The sequence below is a fragment of the Kosakonia arachidis genome, assembly GCF_900116535.1.
In the GTDB taxonomy this organism is placed as follows: domain Bacteria; phylum Pseudomonadota; class Gammaproteobacteria; order Enterobacterales; family Enterobacteriaceae; genus Kosakonia; species Kosakonia arachidis.
Genome location: NZ_FPAU01000003.1, coordinates 444,889 through 467,411, shown reverse-complemented (window position 1 = coordinate 467,411; position 22,523 = coordinate 444,889). Strand labels below are relative to the sequence as shown.

Sequence of the window (22,523 nt, the reverse complement as noted above, 5' to 3'; positions counted from 1 at the left end):
CATGATGAACAACGGAATTATCTTTTCCTAAACCATTTCTTAATCAATTTAGAATAAAGTGACACTACAATTGCAGAAGTGTGACATCACCATTAAATTAGTTTTCCTGTTAAAAAAATTATTAATCAGCAATATATCTGGTCTTGATGAGGAGTGACGGTTGTCCGAATTGCTCTCTATTGCTCTGTTTCTCGCCTCGGTCGTGATTTACACCTGTAAAGCGGGGAGAAATAGCTGGTGGTTTACTGCAACGCTGCTGGTATTGGGCCTGTTTATTGTTTTGAATATCACGCTGTATGCCAGCCAGTACTTCACCGGCGACGGCATTAACGACGCAGTATTGTACACCCTCACCAACAGTCTGACCGGTGCGGGCATCAGCAAATACATGTTACCCGGGGCGGGTCTGGTTCTCGCGCTGGTGGCCTTGTTCTGCGCACTGGCCTGGGTACTGCGCCGCCGTCGCCATCGGCCTCATCATTTTGGCTATAGTCTGCTGGCACTGGCGCTGGCGCTGGGTTCAGTCGATGCCAGCCCGGCATTCCGCCAAATCACCGAACTGGTGAAATCCCAGACGCGCGAAGGCGATCCCGACTTCGCCACCTTTTATAAAATCCCTGCGCAGAAGATCCCGGAACCGAAATACAATCTGGTCTACATTTACGGCGAAAGTCTGGAGCGTACCTACTTCAATGAAGAGGCATTTCCTGGGCTGACGCCGGAATTGGGCGCGCTGAAGGCGCAAAGCCTCGACTTTAGCCATACGGAGCAACTCCCTGGTACGGATTACACCATCGCTGGGATGGTCGCTTCGCAGTGCGGCATTCCACTGTTCGCGCCTTTTGAAGGCAACGCTTCCGCTTCTGTGTCCAGTTTCTTCCCGCAGAATCTTTGCCTCGGCGACATTCTGAAAAATTCCGGCTATGAGAACCATTTTATCCAGGGCGCGAATCTGCGCTTTGCCGGGAAAGATGTGTTCCTGAAATCGCACGGTTTTGATTATCTCGTTGGCGCGGAAGAGCTGAAAAGCCAGGTAGCCGATCCCCACTATCGTAATGACTGGGGCTTCTACGACGATACAGTGTTGGATGCTGTCTGGAAACGCTACGAAGAGTTGTCGCGCGCGGGCAAACGCTTCTCACTGTTTGCGCTGACCGTCGATACACACCACCCGGATGGTTTTATCTCGCGCACCTGCGAGCGAAAAAGTTACAGCTATGATGGCAAGCCAAACCAGTCATTCAGTGCCGTCACCTGTAGCCAGCAGCATATCGCAGCGTTGATCAATAAGATCAAAGCGTCACCATGGTTTAAAAACACGGTAATAGTGGTCTCTTCCGATCATCTGGCGATGAACAACACGGCGTGGAAATACCTTAATAAACAAGATCGCAGCGATCTGTTCTTTGTGATACGCGGCGATGAGCCCCTGGAGGATGTTTCCGGGATCAAACGCAGCACACTGGATAACGGCGCAACCGTGCTCGATATCCTCGGCGGTGACAACTTCCTCGGCCTTGGGCGCAGCAGTATTTCCGGCCAATCGCTCTCCGAAGTATTCCTGAATATGAAAGAGAAAGTGCTGGCGTGGAAACCGGACGTAATTCGCCTGTGGAACTTCCCGAAAACGATGAAAGCATTCACGGTGGATAGCCAGAAACAGATGGTCGCCTTCTCGGGTAGCCAATTCCGGTTACCGCTGCTGGTGCGCGTTTCCAGTAATCATGTTGAACCGCTGCCAGAAAGCGAATATTCCGCGCCACTGCGCTTCCAGCTTGCCGACTTTGCGCCGCGCGATAACTTCGTGTGGATCGATCGGTGCTACAAAATGGCGCGCCTGTGGTCGCCAGATCTCGCACTATCTACAGACTGGTGCGTCTCGCAGGGGCAGCTCGGCGGCGAACAGCAGGTTCAACATATCGATAAGGCATTGTGGAAAGGCAAAACCGCGTTTAAAGAGAGCGTGATCAACACCGATCGCTACCAGAATAATGTCAATACGCTGAAGATCCTCGATAACAACATTCGCTACAAAGCCGACAGCTTTGTCTTTAACGTTGCCGGCGCGCCGGAAGAGGTGAAAGCCTTCAATGGTATTTCCCGCCCGGAGAGCTGGGGGCGCTGGTCCAACGCGCAGTTGGGCAAAGAAGTATCGATTGAATATAACCAGCCGCTGCCGGAACACTTCGAACTGGTCATTACCGCCAAAGCGTATGGTCCGAACGCCAACCGCCCTATCCCGGTGCGTGTCGGCGATGAAGAGCAAACCCTGACGCTGGATAACGCGCTCAGCACCACGACATTGCACTTCGATAATCCATCCCGCAGCAGCACGCTGGTAATTGTCCCACCGGACCCGCAATCCACCAACGAAGGGAATATCCTCGGTCACTCGCCACGTCAGCTTGGAATCGGGCTGGCAGAAATCAAGGTACTGAGTGACGAGGGTTAAAGAATCGAAGGCTGGCCGTTACAGGTCAGCCTTCATCTCATACTGGCTGAGCGCAAGCCTGCTGTAACCCGCACGCTCGAACAACGGTGCAAACGCACCGGGCACCACCACTGAGGTGCTCAAACCGGGAAAATGATGATTCAACACCCGCAGAAGTTCGCCAGCAAATCCTCTGCGCCGGTACTCGGGCTCCACATAAATAAACCGTAGCTGCGGCGTCTCCATGTGCGTGGCAATCACCGCAAGAGCATGATTACGGTACTCAAACGCCCGCGCCGGTAATGATGCGGCGGAGAGCGGATCGGTCAACCAGGAGAGCGTAGCATTACTCTCGCAGACCGCTTTGCGCACCACGATCAGCGGATCAATGTCCTGCAACGCGTGCGCTTCACCTTCCACCGCCTTCGCGCCCTGAAAACCATAAAGTGGTTGGACAGTGGTAAAGCCGAGTGAGTGATACAGTGCAACCGCCGGATGATTATCCTGAATGACTTCCAGCCGCAGCAAACGCACGCCTTTATCACGCAACGTGGTTATTAAGGGAGGGAGAAGACGTTTGCCCATCCCCTGCGCCCGATACTGTGGCCGAATGGCGAACGCAGCCAGCCTTGCCGATGCACCGCGTCGGGTGATCAGAGCCACCGCAGCAGGCTCCTCGCTATCCAGCCAGACGCAGGAGTCCACAAGGCTAAGCCCTTCGGCGATAAAACGCTGGGCAAATATCGCTGGCGGCAAAGAAAACGGTATGCTGTAACCTTCAAAACATTGCCCAACCAGGGCGGCAAGTTGCGTACAACTGTAGTGAATGGCAGGGATAGCGACGAAGTTCATAAGGCTTCTCCACAAAATGATGCAGTGAGCATAGCACGGGGAAGCGGGGAAAACGCGCCCTGCCTGACAGGGCGCAAATAACCGTTAGAAAGTTTCCCAGTTGTCACCGGCATCGGTCGCTGTCGCTTTACGCGGCTGCGCGGTTGCCGGAGCAGCCCTGGTAAAACTGGCTGGCGTCGCGCTATTCGGCTTGCGCTGCTGCTGACTAATACGGAATACGGAAACCGCCTGCGTCAGACCGCTGGCTTGCTCTTCCAGCGCCGCCGCAGCAGCAGCGGATTCTTCCACCAGCGAGGCGTTCTGCTGTGTCACTCGATCCATCTCGGAAACCGCCAGCCCCACCTGGTCGATACCACGGCTCTGCTCATCAGAGGCAGAAGCAATTTCCCCCATAATGTCGGTTACGCGGGTCACCGCATTTACGATTTCCCCCATGGTTTCCCCGGCGCTCTCCACCAGCGTAGAACCCAGCTCAACGCGACCAACGGAGCCTTCAATCAGGCTTTTGATTTCACGAGCGGCCTGGGCGCTGCGCTGCGCCAGGTTGCGAACTTCGCCCGCCACCACTGCAAAGCCCCGTCCCTGCTCACCTGCACGCGCAGCTTCAACGGCGGCATTCAGCGCCAGGATATTAGTCTGGAAGGCAATACCGTCGATTACCCCGATGATGTCAGCAATTTTCTGCGAACTGGCGGTAATATCACGCATCGTCTGCACAACATTATCCACCACTTTGCCGCCTTTCTGCGCGGTTTCGGACGCACTCAGCGCCAGGTGGCTCGCCTGACGGGCATTATCGGCGTTCTGTTTTACCGTTGCCGTCAGCTCTTCCATGCTGGCAGCCGTCTCTTCCAGCGAAGAGGCCTGCTGCTCGGTACGGGAGGAAAGGTCGTTATTCCCCATCGCAATTTCACTGGCTCCGCTATAAATCGCATTAGCACCATTACGCACATCGCTGACAGTACGCACCAGTTCACTCTGCATATGACGCAGACTGTCAGCCAGTACACCCATCTCATTAGAACCGTGGACATCAATGCGCTGCACCAGATCGCCGCCAGCAATATGGCGAATGTTGTCGATCAGGTGGTTCAACGGCCCGATCAGCGCTTGTTTGATCCCGGCCCAGACGCCGATGATCACCAGAAGCACCACGATCAGCACCGTAATAATGATCCAGGTAGCTGAGTCGTAAGAGCTTTCGCTATCGCTGACCGCCGTGTCATACAGATGATCGTTCTGCTGCAAATAATTGAGGTACTGCTTCTCAAAACCGTCCTGATAGCGCTGGGTCGGTTGATCAAAGAAGGCATTAATTTTGCCTGCGCTCAACAACTGGATCAGCTCCGCCAGCGCATTGTGGTAGATATCGTAGTTACGTTTAATCTCTGCCGCAGCCTCCTCGCTCTGGCGCGGATCGCGCGGCAGCGCCTGGTAAGCATTCCAGCCTGCTTCCGCCTGTTTCAGAGAAGTGCTGGCAATCTGCATCAGATCAGACACCGTTGCGCCGCTGCCAATATTGTTCTGATCCATCATGTAGCGGATCCCGGCGCGGTTAAGGGTATTACGGGTTTGCAGCAACGCAACCCAGCTCGTGTTCAACGTGGACTGTTGCTGGCGAATGGTTTTCAGGACGGTGAAGTTTTCTTTGTCGTGTTTCAGCGCGTTAAAGAACAAGCCGCCAGAAGTGAGTTGTAAAAGGCCAAATAATCCCAGTACCAGCAATAAACTGGTGACAAGTTTGATGCGAGTTAACATGTTTTCTCTTTCCCTATAGACAGACGTTAGGTTTTCGGCCTACAGAAGGAAAACTTTATGGTTTATCGTGCTATTTTTGTTCGCTTTTTACCGAATAAAAGACAGGCAACCATTTTCCCATGCGTGATCAAAATCACATATTTTCTGACACTTACGCGCCGCTGAAACCGCTCACCGCCCCCCTTTACCGCTCAGCAATCGTTTCTGACCACTGAGCCAAATCATCACCGCTTTGCGCATGTAATTTGTCATGATCACTGCCAGCATTCAGCCAAAACACTACTTCAAGTCCAGTTCACTCATTCTGCAAAAAACCAGGTCTGATATGGATACTAAAAAGCTCTTCAAGCACATACCCTGGGTGATTCTCGGGATTATCGGTGCTTTCTGTCTCTCTGTTGTTGCCTTACGTCGGGGTGAGCACGTTAGTGCTCTGTGGATCGTTGTTGCATCCGTCTCCGTCTATCTGGTGGCTTACCGCTACTACAGCCTTTACATCGCGCAAAAGGTGATGAAACTCGATCCGACCCGCGCAACCCCGGCGGTGATCAATAACGACGGCCTTAACTATGTGCCGACCAACCGCTACGTGCTGTTTGGTCACCACTTTGCCGCCATCGCGGGCGCTGGCCCGTTGGTCGGCCCGGTGCTGGCCGCGCAAATGGGCTACCTGCCCGGCACATTGTGGCTGCTGGCAGGTGTAGTGCTCGCCGGTGCAGTACAGGATTTCATGGTGTTGTTTATCTCCTCCCGTCGTAACGGCGCCTCTCTCGGCGAGATGGTAAAAGAGGAGATGGGCCGCGTGCCGGGCACCATCGCGCTGTTCGGCTGTTTCCTGATTATGATCATCATCCTCGCGGTGCTGGCGCTGATCGTGGTGAAAGCACTGGCGGAAAGCCCGTGGGGTGTGTTCACCGTTTGCTCTACCGTGCCAATTGCCCTGTTTATGGGGATCTACATGCGCTTCCTGCGCCCTGGCCGCGTGGGTGAAGTGTCGGTGATCGGTATTGTACTGCTGGTGGCTTGCATCTGGTTTGGCGGCGTGATCGCCCACGACCCGTACTGGGGCCCGGCGCTGACCTTCAAAGACACCACCATCACTTTCGCGCTGGTTGGTTACGCCTTTGTTTCCGCACTGCTGCCGGTCTGGCTGATCCTCGCGCCGCGTGACTATCTGGCGACCTTCCTGAAAATCGGCGTGATCGTTGGTCTGGCGCTGGGCATCGTGATCCTCAACCCGGAACTGAAAATGCCTGCGGTGACGCAATACATTGATGGTACCGGCCCGCTGTGGAAAGGTGCGTTGTTCCCGTTCCTGTTTATCACCATCGCCTGTGGCGCCGTGTCTGGCTTCCATGCGCTGATCGCTTCGGGGACAACACCGAAACTGCTGGCCAACGAAACTGACGCGCGCCTTATCGGTTATGGCGCCATGCTGATGGAATCCTTCGTTGCGGTAATGGCGCTGGTCGCAGCATCGATTATCGAACCGGGTCTCTACTTTGCGATGAACACCCCGCCAGCGGGTCTGGGCATCACCATGCCGAACCTGCATGAGTTGGGCGGTGGAAACGCGCCGATGATTCTGGCGCAGTTGAAAGATGTGACTGCGCACGCGGCGGCCACCGTCAGCTCCTGGGGCTTTGTTATCTCGCCTGAGCAAGTGCTACAAACGGCAAAAGATATCGGCGAACCGTCAGTACTTAACCGCGCGGGTGGCGCGCCCACGCTGGCAGTCGGTATTGCTCACGTGTTCCATAAAATCATTCCGATGGCGGACATGGGCTTCTGGTACCACTTCGGTATTCTGTTTGAAGCGCTGTTTATCCTTACCGCACTGGATGCAGGTACGCGTGCAGGTCGCTTTATGTTGCAGGATCTGCTGGGCAACTTCGTGCCGTTCCTGAAGAAAACCGATTCGCTGGTAGCCGGCATTGTCGGTACGGCAGGCTGCGTTGGTCTGTGGGGTTACCTGCTGTATCAGGGCGTGGTCGATCCGCTGGGCGGCGTGAAAAGCTTGTGGCCGCTGTTCGGTATCTCTAACCAGATGCTGGCCGCAGTGGCGCTGATGCTGGGCACAGTGGTGCTGGTGAAAATGCAACGCACTAAATACATCTGGGTGACCGTGGTTCCGGCTATATGGCTGCTGCTGTGCACGACCTGGGCGCTGGGTCTGAAACTGTTCAGCACCAACCCGCAACTGGAAGGCTTCTTGTATATGGCTAACCAGTACAAAGAGAAGATTGCCGCGGGCGGCAGTGACCTGACTGCGCAACAGATTGCCAACATGAACCATATCGTGGTGAACAACTACACCAACGCGGGTTTGAGTATCCTGTTCCTGGTCGTGGTTTACAGCATCATCTTTTACGGCATCAAAACCTGGCTGAACGTACGTAACAATAAAGTGCGTACCGACAAAGAGACACCATATGTTCCGGTGCCGGAAGGCGGCGTGAAAACCTCCTCACACCATTAAACCTGATGCCGGATGGCGCTACGCTTATCCGGCGGTTACATGGGTTCCGCAGGCGTCATTGGCGCCGCCAGTTTGGACCCGGACAACGTGCAGCAACCGGAACGTACATGTAGTACATGAGGATGCAAGCACTGTGCGGGTTCAAAATGGCAAGTAAATGAGCCTGCATCTCCGGGCACCACATATATCCGGGAAGAATAATGTTTGGTAATTTAGGCGAAGCTAAAAAGTACCTCGGCCAGGCGGCAAAGATGCTGATTGGTATTCCAGATTATGACAACTATGTTGACCATATGAAGACCAACCATCCCGACAAACCGTACATGACTTACGAAGAGTTCTTCCGCGAACGCCAGCAAGCGCGTTATGGCGGTGACGGCAACGGCGGTGTCCGCTGTTGCTAAAGGAGATGTTATGACCCCAATTGCAGTCACACTCTTGACCGGTTTCCTCGGCGCAGGCAAAACTACCCTCTTACGCCATATCCTCAATGAACAGCACGGCTACAAAATCGCCGTCATCGAAAACGAATTCGGTGAAGTCTCCGTTGATGATCAATTAATTGGCGATCGCGCGACACAGATCAAAACCCTGACGAACGGCTGTATCTGCTGTAGCCGATCCAACGAACTGGAAGATGCGTTGTTGGATCTGCTCGACAGCCTTGATCGCGGTGATATCGCCTTTGACCGGCTGGTGATCGAGTGCACCGGCATGGCGGATCCTGGTCCGATTATTCAGACCTTTTTCGCCCATGAGATCCTCTGCCAGCGCTATCTGCTCGACGGGGTGATCGCGCTGGTCGATGCCGTCCACGCCGATGAGCAGATGAACCAGTTTACGCTGGCACAATCGCAGATTGGCTATGCTGACCGCATTCTGCTGAGCAAAACCGACGTGGCTGGCGAGAGCGAAGCGCTGCGCGAACGCCTGCGCCGTATTAACGCCCGCGCGCCGATTTACACCGTTACTCACGGTGATATTGCGCTGGCGAACCTGTTTAATACCAACGGATTTATGCTGGAAGAGAACGTGGTCGCCGCTAAACCGCGCTTCCACTTTATGGCCGACAAGCAGAACGACATTAGCTCAATTGTGGTGGAACTTGATTACCCGGTGGACATCAGCGAGGTGTCACGCGTGATGGAGAGCCTGCTGCTGAGCTTTGCCGAAAAGCTGTTGCGTTATAAAGGGATGCTGTGGATCGATGGCGAGCCAAACCGCCTGCTGTTCCAGGGCGTGCAGCGCCTCTACAGCGCCGACTGGGATCGCCCGTGGGGCGATGAAACCCCGCACAGCACGCTGGTGTTTATTGGCGTGCAACTGCCGGAAGACGAGATCCGCGAAGCTTTTATGGGCTTAAAGAAATAGCCTGATGGACGAAACGCCTTATCCGGCCAGGGGCTTGCAGAGCCGGACCCGGACCGGATAAGCGAAGCGACACCCGGCAATTATCCATACGTCTTGTTCTGCAAATCGCGCATCATTACCTCGCGTAAAACGGCATTAAGCCTGGTCCTATACCTTTTGCCTGGTCGTTTTAACCATGCTCATAACGCTTAACGCTCCCTTTATCCGCCATGATAAGTAGGTGGGTAGTAGAGGAATCGATGAGCAGAAACCAGAGATTGTAAGCTTCACATCCTTATGCGTCTGTTTTTCACCTCTCCATTTTGGAGAGGTGAAATGCTCTATTACTGCCGCACTACCACCAGTTTCTGGTTCACAAACTCTTTAATGCCTAAATCAGAGAGTTCGCGGCCAAAGCCGGAGCGTTTCACGCCACCGAACGGCAATTCTGCAGCAGTATCGGTCAGCCAGTTGATCCACACCATCCCGGTTTCAATACGGGAAGCCATCTGTTTCGCGCGCGTGATATTGCGGCTGAAGATCGCCCCACCGAGGCCATAATGCGAATCATTGGCCAGACGAACGGCTTCATCATCGTTATTCACCACATACACTTGCGCCACCGGGCCAAAGAATTCTTCAAAGTAAGCCGGATTATCACGCGTGATATGGGTCAAAATGGTCGGTTCAAAGAAGTTACCTTCGCTTTTGGCAGGCTTACCGCCAAGATGCAGTTTCGCCCCTTTTTGTACCGCCTCGCTCACCTGCTGGCTTAGCATATCCAGCGCTTCTTTCGACGAAAGCGGGCCAAGCGTGGTGCTTTCATCCAGCGGATCGCCCAGTTTCACCTGGCGGAAAGCATCCGTGAATTTGCGCAGGAATTGATCGGCAATATCCTGATGGATAATAAAGCGTTTAGCGGCCGTACAAACCTGACCCGCATTCGCCAGGCGCGCCTGTACACCAATTTCCACCGCCTTATCCAGATGGGCGTCATCCAGCACGATAAACACGTCATTCCCGCCCAGTTCCAACGTCGATTTTTTGATGTGTTTCGCCGCCTGCGCCGCTACCGCGCTACCGGCTTTTTCCGAACCTGTCAGCGCCGCGCCCTGCACGCGCGGATCGGCAATAATGGCTGATACCTCATCGGAAGAGATAAACAGATTGGTCCACGCCCCTTCCGGCGCGCCCGCTTCCCGCACCAGATGGGCAAAAGCTTCCGCGCACTGCGGGACAATACTGGCATGTTTACAGAGAACCGGGTTACCGGCGGCCAAATTTGGCGCCAGCACGCGCATCAACTGGTAATAGGGGAAATTCCACGGCTCAACGGCCATGATCACACCAATCGGATGGTGCTCAACCCACGCTTCACCGAGTTCAGACGGGTATTTCACCGGTGCCAGGAAGGTTTTCGCGTTATCGGCATAATAACGGGCGATCTGCGCACAGAGCTGTACTTCACTGCGGCTTTGCGCAATCAGTTTCCCCATCTCACGACTGGCGATTTTTGCCAACGCTTCCTGCTGGTTGTCAATCAGATCGGCCAGTTTGTGCAACACCGTAAGCCGCTGCTCGATATCACCTTTCGACCACGAAGAGTGATACAGCGCATCCGCTTTTGTCAGTGCCACTTCAATCTCGGCATCACTGTGGTTCGCGTACTCTTTAATAAGCTGATTGTTAAAAGGATTCACTGTTTTATAAGCCATATTTCATGTCTCCTTGTATCGTCATTCATTAAGTCTTAAACGCTGGCACAAGTCTTAAGCCTAGTTGATACATGACGTCTTATAAGAATAAACAGGATAAAGATAAGTAAAGATGATGATTAACAGGCAGGTTATAGTGCTGATTTTGGCGGATACGCGTTACGCTATGCTTATGTGATGAACTCACAGGACGCAGCATGCAGCAGACCGTTCGCGGGATCGATCATAGTGGTATTACCGTTCCGGATATCGAAGAAGCCACGCAATTTCTCACCCAGGCGCTGGGCGCCGAACTGATTTATCAGTCCGTTTCGCCGGAAGATAACGACACGCAGCAGAGGACGTTAGTCCTGGTGCCGGGTACGATGGTGAAAGCGGTGAGGATGTTGAAACTCGCGCATGGCCCCGGCATTGAGCTGTTTGAAATGCAGGGACCCTCACAGCGGGAAGCGCAGCGGGCCAATGATTTTGGCCTACAGCACTTTGCGGTTTACAGCGACGATATTGAAAGCGCGTTACAGCGTTTTCGCGCGGCGGGCGGCGAAGTGTTTACCGCGCCACAGCCGCTGAGTTTTGCCACCGAAAAAGGCGAAGGTAATGTGTATTGCTACGGCCGCACGCCATGGGGCAGCATCGTCGAGTTTATCTCCAGGCCCTCGCCGATGCCCTATGAGCGAGAAACGCCAGTGCGCCGCTGGAAGCCGTAACTCAGCCCAGCACGTCCTGTACGCAGGCTTTAAACACTTTCACGCCGAGTGCCAATGCTTCGCGGTCAAAGTGCATTTCCGGGTGATGGAGTCCCGGCATCAGGTTGGCGCCCAGCCCCCAGAAACCGCCTTTCACCTGCGGACGCAGGCGCAGGTAGTGGAAGAAATCTTCACTGCCTGGCGTTGATTTCGGTTCCGTCAATCCAGCGTCACCAAACACGCTGCGAATAGCGCGGGAAACCACTTCCGTTGCCTCATCATCAATGATGGCGGCAGGCATCTCTTTCAGAATACGGATCTCAGCCCGTGCACCATATGCCGCAGCGCTGCTTTCGATAGCGCGCAGCACCTGCTGTTTGAGCGTATCCATAGATTCGTTCTGCGCAGCACGCAGATCCCAGCACACCTGCGCGTTATCGGGAATGGAGTTCGTCACCCCGGCATCGCAGAGAAAACGCGTGGCTTTCGCACTCCAGGTCAGCGACGGCGCAAGGTGAATGCCGTTCACCGCCTGCACCGCGTGCGATGCAGCATCCAGCGCGTTCACTCCCAAATGCGGGCGCGCGGCATGGGCAGCTTTACCGTGGAACATCACTTCAACAGTGGCGGATGCCGAGTAGTACATCGCCGGAACAGCCTGCCCCATCGGGCACTCTTCCAGCGGGCGCAGGTGGAAGCCGAGCAGCATGTCGACATCATCCAGCACCCCGCCCTCGGTGAGGGCAATCGCTCCGGTACCCAGTTCTTCGGCCGGCTGGAAGATAAATTTCAGCTTGCCCTTTTTCACCACACCTTCCGCCATCACTTCCTGGGCGGTAGTCAGCACCACGGAAGAGTGACCATCGTGGCCGCACGTGTGGCGCGCAACATGCTCGCCATTGATGATATGTCCCAGCGCGTCCATATCGGCGCGCAACGCCAGCACCGGACCAGGCTTGCCGCTGTCCAGCAAGGCCACTATGCCGGTGGTGTTATTCACCTGCCGCGTGACCTGATAACCCGCCGCCTCCAGTACGCCTGCGATATAGGCGGAAGTTTTGTACTCTTCGAAGCCCAGCTCCGGGATCTGATGCAGGTAACTAAAGTGTTCTAATGTGCGTGACACGTCTTACTCCTTGGTATTCTTTACTCAGGCAATAACGCGCATGACCAGCATAGAAATAATCGCGTTAAGAATGCTGACGGCCATCAGTAACGGCCAGTACTTTTTCGGGACATCGGCCACACCCAACAGGCGGCCCATATACTGTAGTTGCGACCCCATTAAAAAGATGGCCGGGGCGAGAATGGTAATCTGCCCGACATCAAGCTGGCCTTTACTCAGCAAGCTAATAGCGACGCCGGTTCCTGCGGAAGAGGAGAGCCAGGCGGTGAGCAGCACGGTAACGGCTTCGCCTGGCAGGCCGAACACCCCCATTAGCGGTGCGAAGAGATGACCAATAATCTGCATCACGCCCAGTAAATTGAGCATTTCAGCAATCACATAGGCCATGACGACATTCGGCATCAGGTTATTAATGGCGATATTAAAACCTTTACGTGCGCCGACAACGAAAATATCAAACGGGTTTCCGGAGACTTTGGCGGTATTACTCATGGTCGAAATCTCTCTTATAGACAGTATTTAATGTCAGGCGAACCACGGCAGCGCCAACGAATTTCAGGACAAACATTAAGACCAGTGGAATAATGATCGGAATGGTTAATGAGGCAAACATCGCCGATCCAATCGAGAAGTAATTATTAATTAATCCGGCACCGGAATATTGCCACGCGCCCATAATCACCACATCCTTACGGGCAATTTTTCCGCTGTCGTATAGCTCCTTGGTGAGCGCCGCACCGGCATCGGTACTTTGCAGGTCGGTGATCAACGCCAGCCCGGTATAACCTGGAATGCCAAGCAGCGGTTTCAGCAGCGGCGTCAGCAACTTATGCGCCGCGCGGATCGCGCCGTAGTGGGTGAAAATTTCCAGCAGCCCCAGCGCCAACATGACCGTTGGCACCAGCGAGAGTGCGAACAGGAAACCCGCTTTGGCGCTGATGCCGCCGCTGCCGATAAAGGTGCTGGTTTCCGGCGACTTCATGGTGCCAAAACTACCGCCCAGCGTGGTGAAGTCGAAAGCACCCAGCCACGCCATCCCGTCCACTTTGAAAAAGAAACCGGAAAAAACCAGCAGCACAATGATCAACGAGATCCAGGCACCCAGCCCCACTTTCCACTCGTTTGCCTCTTCTTTTGCCGGTGGCTCCAGCATTTTAGATTCGCTCATAACATCTCTCTTTAAATATAAATTAGATGACCATAGTGTATGAATAAGCAGGATCCGTGCCTGAATGACGAGAAGATAAAATAAATAGCTGTCATTGCGTTTTTTTAGGCAATAAAAAACCCCTCCACAAAAATACAGAGAATAAAAAGCAAAGTTCGCGAAAAATTATTTAATTAAGCCCTGGTGCCACCCCAATAAAATAATCTCTCACCGCTTTGGGGCACCGTTCTGGTGCAATACTATAGGCGCTGTCTTTCATTTCCTCCCGGCAGAATAAAGTAAGCATTAATTTGATTATCTCTATTAAACCGGCACGATAAATGCCCGCAAATGAATGTTATTGTTGCTTTCAGGTCAACAGTTGAGAGAGGAAACGGCGCATGTTTCAGGACAAACCGGTCGGCTATCTGTATGAAGTGGGCATCCAGGGCGGCATTCGCCGCGCGGCGGATATCCTCGGCGTTAATCCGTCGGTGATCAGCCGTCAAATAGCCCAACTGGAACGCTCGCTCCAGCTACCATTGCTGGAGAGGCGCGGGCGAAACGTGGTACTGACGGAAGCCGGCCGACTGCTGGCCGAGGACTATTTCGCCAGCCGCCAGCGGCGGGAGAAACTGGAAAGCCAGCTAAAAGATCTGCGTCATATGCGCGGCGGCACGATTTCGGTTCGCATTGGCGGCGGGCTTATCACCGCCTTTATCGAAGGCGTGATGTGTGAATTCGCCCAGTCTTATCCGCAGGTGTTTGTCGATATCGTGGTGGGTAGTATGCAGGAGATGCTCAATGACATTGTCAGTGGCGAAGCCGATATGGCGCTGGCATTCGGTCCGATCGGCACACCGGAACTCAAACGTCACAGCTTCCAGTGGGGGCCGATTTGCGCGGTCGTGTTACCGCAGCATCCGATCGCCGGGCGCAGCAGTATCACCATTGAAGAGCTGGCAGATTACCCGCTGATCGCGCTGACGGAAAACTTCGGCCTGCAACGTCATATGAATGCGATGTTTAAGAGCCAGGGGTTGCAGTTTCACCCGGCGTACCGCTGCAACCAGTTTTCCACCGCCATGGGCTTGAGCCAGGCCGGGCTGGGTATTTCGTTTATGACCGCTTATGCCGCCGCCGATCCTATTCGCCATGGGTCTCTGGTTGCCGTGCCGCTCGATCATCCTATTGCCAGCAGCGCGCAGTGCCATATGCTACGTAACTCCGACCGCCGCTTCACCCCGGCGGCCCACCATATGTGGCAGTTGTTGCGCAATGCGTTTAGCGACAAATAGCCGCCTGTGATATACCAGCAATCACATCACTAACCGGGGCTGCTATGCCGATCATCCGCGATATTCAACAAACGTTTCGCCGTCTGCCCGGCGTTGAGTTGCGCAGCACATGGCGCAGCCAGCAGGCTTATAAACGCCACAGCCATCCGGAACTGTCGATTGGCGCGATACTCGACGGACAAACCTGCTGCGTCTGCCATCAACAGGAATATCTGCTGCAAGCGGGCGATCTGATTGTCATTCCGGCCTTAACGCCGCACAGTTGCAATCCGCTTGCCGGGCAAGCACGCAGTTACCATATGCTTTATCTGGCCCAGGAAACCTGCCCGCAGCCTGAACCAACATTGCAGGTGATCCGCAACCCGCAACTCTTCCACCAGTATCAGCAAATTGTGACACTTATTGAGCACGGTAACGCGCGGGAGTTACCGGCTGCAATAGATCATTTGCTGAACGCGCTACCCGGCAACGGCAACCTTCCTTCCACACTGCGTCCGCTGAGCCAGCAATTGCAGGCGGCGTTAACCGATAACCTACAATCGCCGCCAACGCTGGATGCGCTGGCGTACGGTTTTTCGCTGCGCAAAGAAACGCTGATCCGCGCCTTTAAGCAGGACACCGGCCTGACGCCCGGCAGTTTTCTTAATATTGCCCGCGTGGAATTTGCCAAAAGCCGCCTGCGCGCCGGAGAAGCGCTGGCCGACGTCAGCTACCAGAGCGGTTTTGCCGATCAGAGCCACTTTCACCGCACCTTTGTGAACTATACCGCCGCCACACCGCGCCAGTACGCCCGATCAATATCCGACAATAAATAGCGCGTCCTCTGCGCTACGGTGACCGCTGTTTTTTCCCGTTGAGGTCACTATGGAATCGCTGTTTCCCTCTACTTTTCCCGCGCTGGCGTTGGCACATTTTGTTGCGCTGCTCAGCCCTGGTCCGGATTTCTTCCTGCTGATCGGCTTGGCCATTCGTTACCGCCTGCGTGGCAGCGCCGGGTTATGTATTGGTATCGCCATCGGCAATGCACTTTATATTGTGCTGGTGATTATAGGCTCCAGCGCCGTGCGCCAGTTTGCACCGCTGTTCACCACCATCGAACTGATCGGTGCGTGCTATTTGTTGTGGATCGGTACCCATTTACTGCGTAGCCGCCCGCAAACGCTGGCCATCACACACGCGCAGCAACAGTGCCCGTCATGGCGAAAACAGTGCCTGCTTGGCCTCGGTTCCGCTTTGCTGAACCCGAAAAATGCGCTGTTTTATCTTGCACTAATGACCGCGCTGCTGGGGCCGGAGGTAACCCTGCTTCAGCAATCGGTAAGCGGTATCTGGATGGTACTGGTGGTGCTGTTGTGGGATCTGGCGCTGGTCACCTTGATTGGCCTACCCATCGTGCAGCAACGTCTGAGCCGCAGCATCTACTGGATAGAACGTAGCGCTGGCGTAGTACTGATGGTGTTTGGGGTGTGGATCCTTGCTGGATTACTCCGCTATCTGCTTGCGATTTAACCTTTTGCATGAATCTGTCGTTGGGTTATATGCTTAAGTCATGGAAAAATTAGCCGAACTTAAGCGCGCCAAACGTCTGGCGCTCTCGCTGTTGCTGGTTGCAGCCGCAACGTTTATCACTACGCTGTTCCTGCCACCGGGTTTCTGGGTGAGCGGGATCAAAGCCATTGCTGAAGCGGCAATGGTTGGTGCGCTGGCGGACTGGTTTGCAGTGGTGGCACTGTTTCATCGCGTACCGTTGCCGTTTATTTCCCGCCATACGGCAATTATCCCGCGCAATAAAGATCGGATCGGCGACAATCTTGGCCAGTTCGTGCAGGAGAAGTTTCTCGATACGAAATCGCTGGTGGCGCTGATCCAGCGCCATCAACCGGCGCAGATGATCGGTGTCTGGTTTAGCCAGCCGGAAAATGCGCAGCGCGTCGGCCAGCATCTGTTGCAGGTCATGAGCGGTTTTCTGGAAATGGCCGATGACTCACGCATTCAGCGCCTGCTGCGCCGCGCGGTGCATAAAGCTATCGATAAAGTCGATTTAACCGAAACCAGCGCCATCATGCTGGAGAGCCTGACGCGCAACAATCGACACCAGAAGCTGCTCGATACCTTAATCGCCCAGCTTATCGCCCTGCTGCAACGGGAGAGCACCCGTACCTTTATTGCCCGCCAGGTGGTGCACTGGCTGGAGACGGATCACCCGGTGAAAGCAAAGCTGCTGCCAACGGAATGGCTCGGCGAGCAGAGTGCGGATCTGGTCTCCGAGGCAGTAAATTCGCTGTTGGATGATATTAACGAAGATCGCGCGCATCAGATCCGCCAGGCCTTTGATCGCGCAACCATCAAGCTGATCGCCAATCTGAAAACCGATCCGGAAATCGCCGAGCGTGCAGACAACATCAAAGAATATATGAAGAATGACGAAGCCTTTAACCGCTATGTCGGCGAGATGTGGGCAGATCTGCGTGGCTGGATGAAAGCGGATATGCAGTCCGCTGACTCGCGCATGAAAAAGCGTATCAGCGATGCCGGACAGTGGTTCGGTGAAACCCTGCTGGCGGACGCTGCGCTGCGCGCCTCGCTGAATGAACATCTGGAGCAGGCGGCGTATCGCGTCGCGCCTGATTTTGCCGCTTTTTTAACACGCCATATCAGCGACACGGTAAAAAGCTGGGACGCGCGGGATATGTCACACCAGGTAGAGCTGAATATTGGTAAGGATCTGCAATTTATCCGCATCAACGGCACGCTGGTTGGCGGCTGCATTGGCCTGATCCTTTATCTGCTGTCACAGTTGCCTGCTCTGCTGCACTTTTCTCCTTTTTGAGCCCCGCGATCAACAAAACCACACATTTATAACGGCTATAATGCGGCATCTTTTTATCATCTCCCGTGTCACGGGGAAGGAAAATCATGTCGCTTATCACCGCACTCCCGGATGTTTTCGAGCAATTCTCCGCCGCCCGCCAAAAAGGCTTTCTCACCGTGATGGAGCTGAAAGAACAGGGTATTCCACTGGTTGGCACCTACTGCACGTTTATGCCGCAAGAGATCGCTATGGCGGCCGGTGCGGTGGTGGTTTCGCTCTGTTCCACCAACGATGAAACCATTGAAGAAGCGGAAAAAGATCTGCCGCGTAACCTCTGCCCGTTAATCAAAAGCAGCTACGGCTTCGGTAAAACCGATAAATGTCCCTACTTTTACTTTTCCGATCTGGTGGTGGGCGAAACCACCTGCGACGGCAAGAAAAAAATGTACGAGTACATGGCAGAATTCAAAGCCGTACATGTGATGCAACTGCCGAACAGCGCCGCGGATGCCGCTTCCCGCGCACTATGGAAAGCGGAAATTTTGCGGCTACAGCAGGTTATCGAACAACGCTTTGGTCAGCCCATTAGCGAAGCTGCGCTGCGTGATGCCATCGCGCTGAAAAACCGCGAACGCCAGGCGCTGGCGAACTTCTACCGTGTCGGGCAACTGAATCCTCCAGCGCTCAGCGGCGCTGATATTTTGAAAGTGGTTTACGGCGCGACCTTCCGCTTCGATAAAGAGGTACTGATTAACGAACTGAACGCTATGGCCGAACAGGTCAGAGCTGACTGGCAAGCCGGTAAACGCCTTGATGCCCGCCCGCGTATTTTGATCACCGGCTGCCCGATTGGCGGTGCGGCGGAAAAAGTGGTACGCGCCATTGAAGAGAATGGCGGCTGGGTGGTCGGTTACGAAAACTGCACCGGGGCGAAAGCGACCGAACGCTGTGTTGACGAATGCGGTGATGTCTATGATGCCTTGACCGACAAATACCTGGCGATTGGCTGCTCGTGCATCTCCCCCAATGACGAGCGCCTGAAGCTGCTCAGCCAGATGGTGGACGAGTACCAGGCCGATGGCGTGATCGATGTGATTTTGCAGGCCTGCCACACTTATGCGGTCGAATCGCTGGCGATCAAACGCCACGTACGCCAGCAGCACAACATTCCTTATATGGCGATTGAGACAGATTACTCGACATCTGACATCGGGCAGCTCAGTACCCGCGTCGCCGCGTTTATTGAGATGCTGTAAGGAGCGGTTGTGGCACTGACCATTGGCATTGATTCCGGCTCGACCACCACGAAAGGCATTCTGCTGGAGGGTGACAGCATTGTGCGGCGCTTTCTCTGCCAGACCTCGTTTCGCCCTGCTGATTCGATTATCGAGGCCTGGGAAACACTGCGTGCCGGTGTAGCGGGAAAACCTTTTTTGACGCTGACCGGTTACGGGCGGCAACTGGTGGATTTCGCTGATAAGCAGGTTACCGAAATCTCCTGTCACGGCCTCGGCGCGCGACTGCTACGATCGGATACCCGCACCGTTATCGATATCGGCGGCCAGGACAGCAAAGTGATCGCCCTGGATGAGAGCGGAAACCTCGCCGATTTTCTGATGAATGATAAATGCGCTGCCGGTACCGGCCGTTTTCTGGACGTTATCTCACGCACGCTGGGCACCCAGGTGGAACAACTGGATATCATCACCGACGGCGTGGAGCCGCATCCGCTCACCAGCATGTGTACGGTGTTTGCCGAATCGGAAGTGATCAGCCTGCGATCGGCGGGCATCGCGCCGGAAGCGATACTCGCCGGGGTGATCAACGCCATGGCACGGCGCAGCGCACATTTTGTCGCGCGTCTCTCCACGCAAGGCCCGCTGCTGTTCACCGGCGGTGTCAGCCATTGCGCCAGCTTCCGCCGCATGCTGGCCGGGCACCTGAACAGCGAAGTGTTTACCCATGATGATGCGCAGTATGCAGGCGCACTCGGCGCCGCGCTGATAGGCCAGCGGCAGGGAAAACGGTCATGAACGAATATCTGCTGCTGTTTCACAATACGCCCGGTGTGCTACAAACCCGCAAAGCGATGCTGGCCGCAGGCGTGACCTTCCGGGTGCAGGATATTCCCCGGCAGTTACGCGGCGGATGTGGATTGTGCATCCGTTTTCACTGTCAGGACGGTGAGGAAAATCAGTGGATCATCCCCGGCGTAACGCAGGCGGTTTATCGCTGTGAGGGCGAGGGTTTCACGCCGGCGGTGTAATTCGCCTTACTGCTCCTCAATCACAAACCGTGTTGCGTCGAAGCGGTTCAAAATAAGGTGCACCAGCCAGACCAGGGTTAAGGTTGCTACCAGCGACACGGTGACGGACACGATACGGTAGAGATCGCTGAACACCAGGTCCGTATCCGGATGGAGGTTTTGACCAAACATAATGCCAATAGTCGTGACGCTGGCGAACCCCACGCCCGCGCCGACTTTTTCCATCACATGCAACCGGGCGCTGAACGCCAGCCCAATACCAATCAGCGGCATCATTAGCAGCATATGACTACTGTGGTTATAAAGAATCAGTTGCACCAGCAGAATATAGAGACAGGAGATCGCAACGCCCACCACGCGCCACAACGAACTGAGCACTGAACCGCGATAATGCATTGGAAACAGGATCAAGATGCCCGCCATCAGCGCCGACAGCGAATCGCTTAAATCGCTGATCTGAAAAACAACAAAAATGATTGTTGCCACGGTGCCGGAAAGCAGCGATTCATGGCGCACACGGGCGGCGCTTTTCTCAATCATCGGCGGACGAGTGCGCGGTTCAACATCCGGGACAAGATAATTCATTAGCGCACTCAGCGCCACGGCCATCACGCTGGCTTCAATATTGGAAAATAGCAGCGTGTGCCAGTCGCTGGTGGGATAGCTCATAAAGTTGAGCATCGTGCTCTGGCACACGACCCCCGCCGAACCGAAGAGAAACAGCGCGCCTTTGCTCATAAAGCGAAAACGCATGACATACAGCCCGAAAACCACCAGCGTCATGATCACTGGCCAGCGCGACAAATAGCCGATGATGAACACCATTTCGATACAGTTCAGCACCGCACTAAAGATAAATTGCTTCGCGACATGGCGGTTAAACACCGGCACCAGCGATAACAACATGACCGGATAGACCACGTAAAACACACCATATTGCGTGTTGTAAAAACTCGACACGCTCAGAGCGATCATCCCGGCGAAGACAATACGCAGCGTCTGGCGAAAATCATTCGGCGTATAGACGATATTACCGTGGGGCGTAAATACGCGCGCCAGCGTGTTAATAGACATAGTGCAACAAACTTACCAGATGGATTTGCAGGCCGGAGAAGAAGCGCGCAAAGACCCCTTCGCTGTTATACAACTGTACCGTTGCACGCGCGCCGGTCGGCAATGGCTTCGGCAATGGTTCATCAAGCGCGATGTGGATCCGCATCCGTTGCGCATCACGCACCCAGCGGTTTGAGGTTTCCGGCGCGGAAAGTTCGCCATTCACCGCTTCCTGGCCCGCCAGGATCCCCGCGTCGCTGCTGGCTACATGCGCTTTAAATACATGGCCTGGCAGCGCATCAAAAACCACTGTGGCATCGGTTCCGACATGGGTATGACGCAGGCTCTTCTCGCGAAAATCCGCCACAATATCGGTTTTATCATGCACCAGCGCCAGCGAAGCACTACCGGCGGCGGCGTAAAAACCGGGGCTTAATTGCAGGTTACTGACAGTGCCATCTACTTCCGCGCGCACCTGAGTCCAGCCGAGGTTCAGTTGCGCCTGTTGGAGCGCATTACGGTATTTTTGCAGCGTCACGTTACGCGCATCATTGTGGTCGCCGCGCTCAATGGTTAACGCATTAATGTTGGCATTGATGTTATTCACCGACTGCGCGCTGGTCTGCCAGGTGGTGCGCGCTTTATCCAGATCGGACTGGGAAACATTGTGCATCGCGCCAAGATTCTGGTAGCGCTCAAAGGTGACGCGATCATTTTGCGCAGTGAGCTGTGCGGTTTTCAGGCTGGCCTGTGCGGCAACGATTTGCGCATCCAGCTGCTGGTTGCTGAGGCGCGCCTGTTCCAGCGCAATTTCCGCCGCTTCGACCTGGTTTTCAAACGGCGTCGGATCCAGTTCAAACAACAGATCGCCTTTTTTTACCTGGTTGTTGTTCTGCACATGAACCTTTGCGACATAGCCAGAAACGCGCGCAGAAACCGGCGTCACTACGCGCATAACGGTGGAATCCGGCGTCAGCGGGATCCAGATATCCGCCACGATAAAATAGACAAACATCAGCAGGAAAGAGGCAATACTCACCCTTACCCAGCGGGCAAATTTTTGTTCTGGCGTCATCATTTTCTTATTCGGTTTTATTATCTTCTTCGCGCATCGCGCGCAAGTTACAGGCGATTTGATTCAGGGTGTCGCTAAAAGCGAGCATCTGCGCAGGCGGGATATTTTCTGCCGCCCGCTCCTGACACATTTCAATCACCTGCGTGATCTTTTCCAGCAGGCGTAGCCCCTCAGCGGTGAGCGTCAGCAGGCGAATGCGTTTGTCGTACGGCGATGTCGTACGCACAAGCAGCCCCTGGCTTTCCAGTTGCGTCAGGGTGCGCATCAGTGGCGGCAACTCAATACCGTGCACTTCCGCCAGCTCGCTGACCGAAACGTTGTCCCCCAACTGGCGCAACTGCATCAGTACCGTCCAGCTCGCCTGAGTGATACCGGTATCGCTCAGCGCATGATCGATGGTCGCGCGCCACTGACGCACCACCATCGCCATCCGCATTCCCAGCGGTCGGCGGGCAAACAGCTCATCTTCGGTCAT

General features: G+C 54.7%; 21 protein-coding genes and 1 pseudogene. 12 read left to right on the top strand and 10 right to left on the bottom strand.

Annotated features, from left to right (window positions below; genetic code table 11):
- The first annotated feature begins 160 nt into the window (after positions 1–160).
- Entirely contained in the window at positions 161–2,452 is a 2,292-nt protein-coding gene (gene opgB, locus BM427_RS13875) for a phosphatidylglycerol--membrane-oligosaccharide glycerophosphotransferase (protein WP_090122379.1), read from the top strand.
- A gap of 18 nt (positions 2,453–2,470) precedes the next feature.
- Here opgB and BM427_RS13870 read toward each other — a convergent pair whose 3' ends face one another.
- Positions 2,471–3,283 (bottom strand): GNAT family N-acetyltransferase, encoded by an 813-nt coding sequence (locus BM427_RS13870; RefSeq protein WP_090122378.1) that lies wholly within the window; start codon positions 3,281–3,283, stop codon positions 2,471–2,473.
- 84 nt (positions 3,284–3,367) lie between these two features.
- On the bottom strand, positions 3,368–5,041 hold the full coding sequence (tsr, locus tag BM427_RS13865) for a methyl-accepting chemotaxis protein (protein ID WP_090122376.1): 1,674 nt from the start codon (positions 5,039–5,041) through the stop codon (positions 3,368–3,370).
- A gap of 325 nt (positions 5,042–5,366) precedes the next feature.
- Between tsr and BM427_RS13860 the strand changes: the two genes are divergently transcribed.
- The 3 genes from BM427_RS13860 to yjiA all read left to right on the top strand — a co-directional run bounded on the left by BM427_RS13860 (position 5,367) and on the right by yjiA (position 8,891).
- The gene (locus BM427_RS13860; protein WP_090122769.1) at positions 5,367–7,520 is read left to right on the top strand and encodes a carbon starvation CstA family protein; all 2,154 of its coding nucleotides are present in this window, start codon (positions 5,367–5,369) and stop codon (positions 7,518–7,520) included.
- Between the two features lie 200 nt (positions 7,521–7,720).
- On the top strand, positions 7,721–7,924 hold the full coding sequence (locus BM427_RS13855; RefSeq protein WP_090122374.1) for a YbdD/YjiX family protein: 204 nt from the start codon (positions 7,721–7,723) through the stop codon (positions 7,922–7,924).
- Positions 7,925–7,934: 10 nt separating this feature from the next.
- Positions 7,935–8,891 carry a GTPase gene (yjiA, locus tag BM427_RS13850; RefSeq protein ID WP_090122373.1) on the top strand — a complete coding sequence of 319 codons (957 nt, stop codon included), beginning with the start codon at positions 7,935–7,937 and terminating at the stop codon, positions 8,889–8,891.
- 80 nt (positions 8,892–8,971) lie between these two features.
- On the opposite strand, the pseudogene BM427_RS13845 reads toward yjiA, so the two are convergent.
- Both BM427_RS13845 and BM427_RS13840 read right to left on the bottom strand, forming a co-directional pair.
- Positions 8,972–9,067: pseudogene (locus tag BM427_RS13845) on the bottom strand (BrnA antitoxin family protein); the annotation flags it as partial.
- A 147-nt stretch (positions 9,068–9,214) separates the two neighbouring features.
- Positions 9,215–10,585, bottom strand: coding sequence for an NAD-dependent succinate-semialdehyde dehydrogenase (locus BM427_RS13840; protein ID WP_090122371.1), 1,371 nt, complete (start codon positions 10,583–10,585; stop codon positions 9,215–9,217).
- Positions 10,586–10,782: 197 nt separating this feature from the next.
- Here BM427_RS13840 and BM427_RS13835 point away from each other — a divergent pair, with 197 nt between their 5' ends.
- Complete coding sequence (locus BM427_RS13835; protein ID WP_090122370.1) at positions 10,783–11,292, top strand: VOC family protein; 510 nt, start codon at positions 10,783–10,785, stop codon at positions 11,290–11,292.
- Between the two features lies 1 nt (position 11,293).
- Here BM427_RS13835 and BM427_RS13830 read toward each other — a convergent pair whose 3' ends face one another.
- The 3 genes from BM427_RS13830 to BM427_RS13820 are packed head-to-tail and all read right to left on the bottom strand — an operon-like array spanning position 11,294 to position 13,565.
- Entirely contained in the window at positions 11,294–12,397 is a 1,104-nt protein-coding gene (locus BM427_RS13830; protein WP_090122369.1) for a M20 peptidase aminoacylase family protein, read from the bottom strand.
- Between the two features lie 24 nt (positions 12,398–12,421).
- A complete protein-coding gene (locus BM427_RS13825) occupies positions 12,422–12,889 on the bottom strand; it encodes a YjiG family protein (RefSeq protein WP_090122367.1) in 468 nt (155 codons plus the stop codon).
- The gene (locus tag BM427_RS13820) at positions 12,882–13,565 is read right to left on the bottom strand and encodes a nucleoside recognition domain-containing protein (RefSeq protein WP_090122366.1); all 684 of its coding nucleotides are present in this window, start codon (positions 13,563–13,565) and stop codon (positions 12,882–12,884) included. Before BM427_RS13820 ends, BM427_RS13825 begins: the two co-directional genes overlap by 8 nt.
- A gap of 380 nt (positions 13,566–13,945) precedes the next feature.
- Between BM427_RS13820 and BM427_RS13815 the strand changes: the two genes are divergently transcribed.
- The 7 genes from BM427_RS13815 (at position 13,946) to BM427_RS13785 (ending at position 19,920) form a co-directional block, all read left to right on the top strand.
- Positions 13,946–14,842, top strand: coding sequence for a LysR family transcriptional regulator (locus tag BM427_RS13815; protein ID WP_090122365.1), 897 nt, complete (start codon positions 13,946–13,948; stop codon positions 14,840–14,842).
- 44 nt (positions 14,843–14,886) lie between these two features.
- Entirely contained in the window at positions 14,887–15,657 is a 771-nt protein-coding gene (locus BM427_RS13810; RefSeq protein WP_090122363.1) for an AraC family transcriptional regulator, read from the top strand.
- Positions 15,658–15,706: 49 nt separating this feature from the next.
- Entirely contained in the window at positions 15,707–16,351 is a 645-nt protein-coding gene (locus tag BM427_RS13805; protein WP_090122362.1) for a LysE family translocator, read from the top strand.
- A gap of 40 nt (positions 16,352–16,391) precedes the next feature.
- Positions 16,392–17,672, top strand: coding sequence for a DUF445 domain-containing protein (locus BM427_RS13800; RefSeq protein WP_090122360.1), 1,281 nt, complete (start codon positions 16,392–16,394; stop codon positions 17,670–17,672).
- Positions 17,673–17,758: 86 nt separating this feature from the next.
- Entirely contained in the window at positions 17,759–18,910 is a 1,152-nt protein-coding gene (locus BM427_RS13795) for a double-cubane-cluster-containing anaerobic reductase (RefSeq protein ID WP_090122359.1), read from the top strand.
- A 9-nt stretch (positions 18,911–18,919) separates the two neighbouring features.
- Positions 18,920–19,687: a putative 2-hydroxyacyl-CoA dehydratase activator YjiL gene (gene yjiL, locus BM427_RS13790; protein ID WP_090122357.1), complete on the top strand. Its 768-nt coding sequence runs from the start codon at positions 18,920–18,922 to the stop codon at positions 19,685–19,687.
- Positions 19,684–19,920, top strand: a complete 237-nt coding sequence (locus BM427_RS13785) for a putative Se/S carrier protein (protein WP_090122355.1) — start codon at positions 19,684–19,686, stop codon at positions 19,918–19,920. The genes yjiL and BM427_RS13785 overlap by 4 nt, the downstream gene beginning before the upstream one ends.
- Before the next feature lie 6 nt (positions 19,921–19,926).
- On the opposite strand, the gene BM427_RS13780 is transcribed toward BM427_RS13785, so the two are convergent.
- Genes BM427_RS13780 through BM427_RS13770 form a run of 3 tightly spaced genes read right to left on the bottom strand, consistent with a single transcriptional unit; the run spans position 19,927 to position 22,523 of the window.
- Positions 19,927–20,994 (bottom strand): DUF2955 domain-containing protein, encoded by a 1,068-nt coding sequence (locus BM427_RS13780; protein ID WP_090122352.1) that lies wholly within the window; start codon positions 20,992–20,994, stop codon positions 19,927–19,929.
- A complete protein-coding gene (locus BM427_RS13775; protein ID WP_090122350.1) occupies positions 20,984–22,051 on the bottom strand; it encodes an HlyD family secretion protein in 1,068 nt (355 codons plus the stop codon). The genes BM427_RS13780 and BM427_RS13775 overlap by 11 nt, the downstream gene beginning before the upstream one ends.
- A gap of 4 nt (positions 22,052–22,055) precedes the next feature.
- Positions 22,056–22,523: a MarR family transcriptional regulator gene (locus tag BM427_RS13770; RefSeq protein WP_090122348.1), complete on the bottom strand. Its 468-nt coding sequence runs from the start codon at positions 22,521–22,523 to the stop codon at positions 22,056–22,058.

What these genes read in the sequence shown, in the direction of transcription:
- tsr (WP_090122376.1), bottom strand. Translation starts at nt 5,041, where the DNA reads ATGTTAACTCGCATCAAACTTGTCACCAGTTTATTGCTGGTACTGGGA.
- BM427_RS13795 (WP_090122359.1), top strand. Translation starts at nt 17,759, where the DNA reads ATGTCGCTTATCACCGCACTCCCGGATGTTTTCGAGCAATTCTCCGCC.
- BM427_RS13785 (WP_090122355.1), top strand. Translation starts at nt 19,684, where the DNA reads ATGAACGAATATCTGCTGCTGTTTCACAATACGCCCGGTGTGCTACAA.
- BM427_RS13855 (WP_090122374.1), top strand. Translation starts at nt 7,721, where the DNA reads ATGTTTGGTAATTTAGGCGAAGCTAAAAAGTACCTCGGCCAGGCGGCA.
- BM427_RS13800 (WP_090122360.1), top strand. Translation starts at nt 16,392, where the DNA reads ATGGAAAAATTAGCCGAACTTAAGCGCGCCAAACGTCTGGCGCTCTCG.
- BM427_RS13810 (WP_090122363.1), top strand. Translation starts at nt 14,887, where the DNA reads ATGCCGATCATCCGCGATATTCAACAAACGTTTCGCCGTCTGCCCGGC.
- BM427_RS13820 (WP_090122366.1), bottom strand. Translation starts at nt 13,565, where the DNA reads ATGAGCGAATCTAAAATGCTGGAGCCACCGGCAAAAGAAGAGGCAAAC.
- BM427_RS13805 (WP_090122362.1), top strand. Translation starts at nt 15,707, where the DNA reads ATGGAATCGCTGTTTCCCTCTACTTTTCCCGCGCTGGCGTTGGCACAT.
- BM427_RS13840 (WP_090122371.1), bottom strand. Translation starts at nt 10,585, where the DNA reads ATGGCTTATAAAACAGTGAATCCTTTTAACAATCAGCTTATTAAAGAG.
- BM427_RS13825 (WP_090122367.1), bottom strand. Translation starts at nt 12,889, where the DNA reads ATGAGTAATACCGCCAAAGTCTCCGGAAACCCGTTTGATATTTTCGTT.
- BM427_RS13870 (WP_090122378.1), bottom strand. Translation starts at nt 3,283, where the DNA reads ATGAACTTCGTCGCTATCCCTGCCATTCACTACAGTTGTACGCAACTT.
- BM427_RS13780 (WP_090122352.1), bottom strand. Translation starts at nt 20,994, where the DNA reads ATGTCTATTAACACGCTGGCGCGCGTATTTACGCCCCACGGTAATATC.
- yjiA (WP_090122373.1), top strand. Translation starts at nt 7,935, where the DNA reads ATGACCCCAATTGCAGTCACACTCTTGACCGGTTTCCTCGGCGCAGGC.
- BM427_RS13775 (WP_090122350.1), bottom strand. Translation starts at nt 22,051, where the DNA reads ATGATGACGCCAGAACAAAAATTTGCCCGCTGGGTAAGGGTGAGTATT.
- BM427_RS13835 (WP_090122370.1), top strand. Translation starts at nt 10,783, where the DNA reads ATGCAGCAGACCGTTCGCGGGATCGATCATAGTGGTATTACCGTTCCG.
- BM427_RS13860 (WP_090122769.1), top strand. Translation starts at nt 5,367, where the DNA reads ATGGATACTAAAAAGCTCTTCAAGCACATACCCTGGGTGATTCTCGGG.
- BM427_RS13815 (WP_090122365.1), top strand. Translation starts at nt 13,946, where the DNA reads ATGTTTCAGGACAAACCGGTCGGCTATCTGTATGAAGTGGGCATCCAG.
- BM427_RS13770 (WP_090122348.1), bottom strand. Translation starts at nt 22,523, where the DNA reads ATGACCGAAGATGAGCTGTTTGCCCGCCGACCGCTGGGAATGCGGATG.